This window comes from Mesorhizobium sp. Cs1321R2N1, assembly GCF_037179725.1.
GTDB classification, from domain to species: domain Bacteria; phylum Pseudomonadota; class Alphaproteobacteria; order Rhizobiales; family Rhizobiaceae; genus Mesorhizobium; species Mesorhizobium salmacidum.
On record NZ_JAPYKP010000257.1, the window covers coordinates 1 to 3596 of the forward strand.

The following is a 3596-nucleotide window of genomic DNA, read 5'->3' on the forward strand; positions in this document are numbered from 1 at the left end:
GCCGCGCACCAGCCCGACGCCGGCCCACAGATTGGGCGAGACGACCAGTCTGTCGCGGCGGCCGCTATGCAGTTCGGCCATCCGGCGCTGGCCGACCGAGTCCATCTGGTTGAGGAACCGCGCCTGCGCGTTCTCGATCTGGGCATCGGTGACGTGGCTGATCAACCGGTCGGCGGCACGCCAGGCTTCGTCCTCGGTTTCGCGAACAATGAAATGCAGCCGAATGCCGAAACGCAATTCGCGACCGCGCGATGCCGCTTTCGCGCGCGCCGATGCCAGCTTCTCGGCGACCTGCGCCGGTGGCTCGCCCCAGGTGAGATACATATCAACCAGATCGGCGGCGAGATCCTGCCCGGCATCGGACGAACCGCCGAAATAAAGGGGCGGCCGTTCCTGTGATGGCAGAAGGTCGAGGCGGCCATTCTCGACGCGGTAATATTTGCCGTCGAAATTGACACGCTCGCCGGACACCAGGCCGCGCCAGATGGTCAGGAACTCCTGCGCCTGCGCATAGCGCTCGTCATGCGGCAGGAAGACGCCATCGCCGGCAAGCTCGGCCGGATTGCCGCCGACCACGACATTGAGCAGCAGGCGGCCGTTGCTCAGACGGTCGAGTGCCGCCGTCTGCCGCGCGGCGAAGGTCGGCAATGTGACGCCCGGCCGCAACGCGACGAGGAATTTGAGCCTTTCGGTCAGCGTCGCCAGTCCGGTTGCGGTGATCCAGGAATCCTCGCAGTTCTGCCCGGTCGGCAACAGCACACCGGGGAAGCCGAGGCGGTCGACTGCCTGCGCGATCTCCTTGAAATATCCGAACTCCGGCGGCCGCTGCTGCAGCTCGGAGCCGAGATAGGAACCGTCGCCATGAGTCGGTATGAACCAGAAGAAATCGAGTGGCTTGGCTGGCGTGGTCAAGGCGGGCCTCCTGGAGGTCAAGGCATGAACGGCAACGGCGCCGGGCGTTTCTCCACCCGGCGCCGCGTGACGAAAAATCAATTGCCCGGCGCTGTCCAAACCGCGTCGGAAATCCGCACCGCATTGGGGATCAGGCCGAGCTTGTAGAAGCGGTCGGCGGTAGCCTGCTGGCCGGCTACGATCTCGCCGGTGATCGGAAAGACGCCGAACTTGGTGCGATTGGCGGCGATGGTCTGTGCGTCGAGCGGCACCCCGGTCACCTCATGCAGCGCTTGCGCCACCTTATCGCGATTCTGGTCCGCCCATTTCGCCGCCTCGCCAAGCGCGGCGATGGTCGTGGTGACGATTTCGGGATGCGCCTTGGCGAAATCCTTGTTGGCGAGGAAATAGGTGTTGACCTTGAGCACCTCGCTGGAGCGGGCCAGCACACGCGGCTGGTAGCGGGTTTCGGCGATGGCAAAGAACGGATCCCAGACTGCCCAGGCATCTATCTGGTCGCTGGCGAAGGCGGCGGCCGCATCCGCCGGGCTGAGATAGACCGGCGTGATCTGGTCGAAGGCAACGCCTGCCTTTTCCAGCGCGGCGACGAGAAGATTGTGCGCACTGGTGCCCTTGCCGACACCGACGCGCTTGCCCTTGAGATCGGCGACCGACTGGACCGGCGAGGCCGGCTTGACGAAGATCGCCTCGCCATCGCCATTGGACGGCAGTGCCGCGGCATAGACGATGTTGGCGTCCGCCGATTGACCAAAGATCGGCGGCGCGTCGCCGGTCCAGCCGGCATCGATGGCGCCGACATTGAGCGCTTCGACCAATGGCGGCCCGGCGGTGAACTCGACCCACTTCACGGTGACGCCCTTGTCGCCGAGCGCCTTCTCGATCACCTGCTGCTGCCTGGCGATCACCGGCAGGCCGGTCTTCTGGTAACCGATGCTGAACTGCTTCAGGTCCTGCGCGGCAGCGCCGAACGACAGCACGACTGTCGCGGCCAGGAGGCCGATGCCGAAAACGCGTCTCGTCTGATTGAACATGATCCCTCTCCTTCAATGCCTGGGCAGCGCCGAGAAACTTCCGATCGATCGGAGTGGGACTTAGGCTAGGTAGGTCTATAAATTTAGTAGAGAAAGAATTTTGCGAGATGAATCGGCAAGAGGAAATTGTTTTCCACGTCCCAATCGAGCGGCAAGGCCGTTGGCAACTCTCTCTTCCCTGTACGGGAAGGGACCCGTCATCGACGGGTCGCCACCCGTCAGCAACTCACTGCGACCAGTACTGCCAGGCCCAGTAAAAACTCTCGTCGCGCGGTGGAAGGCGGTCGCGCCCGGCCAGGAACTGGACCGGCGCCGGCGATCGCGAGCGGTCGTCTCTTGCCGCTTTCTCGTCGGATGCAAGGCCGAGCAGCCAGGAGCCGACATGGGCAAACAACACGGCGGTCGAATGGGTCATCGTCATTCTCCTTTTCCGATCATTCTCGTCCGGCCCACGGGACGAGCACGCGCTCGATCCGGCGGATGGTGAATTCGAGCACGAAGGCGATGGCCGCGATTACCAATATGCCCATCACCACCACGTCGGTGACGAGGAACTGGGCCGCGGACTGGATCATGAAGCCAAGCCCGCGCGTCGCCGCCACCAGTTCGGCCGCGACCAGTGTCGACCAGCCGGCGCCGAGCGCGATGCGCAAGCCGGTCAGGATCGAGGGCAGGGCGCTGGGCAGGATCACATGGCGGACCACTTGCACTCGCGTCGCACCAAGCGAACGCGCGGCGTTGATGCGCTCCCGCGAGACGCCGCGAACACCGGAGGCGGTGGACAGGGCGACCGGCGCCAGCATGGCGATGGCGATCACCAGGATTTTCGACGGCTCGCCGATGCCGAACCAGATGATGACCAGCGGCAGATAGGCCAAAGGCGGTATCGGCCGCAGGAATTCGAGCAGCGGATCGAAGATGCCGCGCCCCACCGTGCTGATGCCGATGGCGAGCCCCACCGGCACGCCGACCAGGATGGCGGCGACCAGCGCTGCGAACACGCGGCCCAGGCTGGCGACGACGTGCTGCAGCAGCGTCGCGTCGACGAAGCCGTCGCTGATAACCACGACGAACTTGTTCCACACGGCGAGCGGCGAGGGCAGGAACACCGGAGACACCAGCTGCAGGCGGGCCGACAGCGTCCAGAGCGCCAGCACTGCCAGGATGGTGACGGCGCTGACCATGCGCGCCGAAACGCCGGTCCGTTTCGCCCGTGGCCTGGACCAGGGCACCGACAGGCCGTCGGTTTCATCTGTCCTTGAAACGGGCCGTTCCGTGTAGAAGGAAATGGTCATGCCGCCTCTCCCTCGAAGATCGCGTCGGTCAGTTCGCCGCGCGCCGCCGCGAAGGCCGGATCGGCCTTGATGACGCGAATGGGCTCGCCCGAGACATAGCGCCGGGAGAAACCCGGCTCGAAGGTTCGCACCACGCGGCCAGGGCCGGGCGCCAGCACGACGATGCGGGTGGCGAGCACCAGCGCCTCCTCGATGCCGTGCGTCACCATCAGCACGCCGGCATGGCTTGCCGTCCAAAGGTCGAGCAGCGTCGTCTGCATGCGTTCGCGCGTCAGCGCGTCGAGCGCGCCGAGCGGCTCGTCGAGCAGCAGGAATTCGGGTTCGGCGGCGAGCGCGCGGGCAAGGCCGACACGCTGGC

The 3596-nt window shown here is 65.5% G+C and carries 4 protein-coding genes and 1 pseudogene; all 5 read right to left on the reverse strand.

The features are described from left to right. Positions 1–912 (reverse strand): LLM class flavin-dependent oxidoreductase (locus O7A61_RS31475; protein ID WP_337133065.1); only part of this gene is annotated, 912 nt, incomplete at its 3' end. A gap of 77 nt (positions 913–989) precedes the next feature. Next, positions 990–1943 (reverse strand): sulfonate ABC transporter substrate-binding protein, encoded by a 954-nt coding sequence (locus tag O7A61_RS31480; protein WP_337133066.1) that lies wholly within the window; start codon positions 1941–1943, stop codon positions 990–992. Positions 1944–2169: 226 nt separating this feature from the next. Next, positions 2170–2358 carry a hypothetical protein gene (locus O7A61_RS31485; RefSeq protein ID WP_337133067.1) on the reverse strand — a complete coding sequence of 63 codons (189 nt, stop codon included), beginning with the start codon at positions 2356–2358 and terminating at the stop codon, positions 2170–2172. Between the two features lie 19 nt (positions 2359–2377). Beyond that, positions 2378–3238 (reverse strand): ABC transporter permease subunit, encoded by an 861-nt coding sequence (locus tag O7A61_RS31490; RefSeq protein WP_337133068.1) that lies wholly within the window; start codon positions 3236–3238, stop codon positions 2378–2380. Then, positions 3235–3596, reverse strand: a pseudogene (gene tauB, locus O7A61_RS31495) (taurine ABC transporter ATP-binding subunit); the annotation flags it as partial. The gene O7A61_RS31490 and the pseudogene tauB, both read right to left, overlap by 4 nt.

Excerpts from the sequence above, each read along its gene's own strand:
- O7A61_RS31490 (WP_337133068.1), bottom strand. The coding sequence starts at position 3,238 with ATGACCATTTCCTTCTACACGGAACGGCCCGTTTCAAGGACAGATGAA.
- O7A61_RS31485 (WP_337133067.1), bottom strand. The coding sequence starts at position 2,358 with ATGACCCATTCGACCGCCGTGTTGTTTGCCCATGTCGGCTCCTGGCTG.
- O7A61_RS31480 (WP_337133066.1), bottom strand. The coding sequence starts at position 1,943 with ATGTTCAATCAGACGAGACGCGTTTTCGGCATCGGCCTCCTGGCCGCG.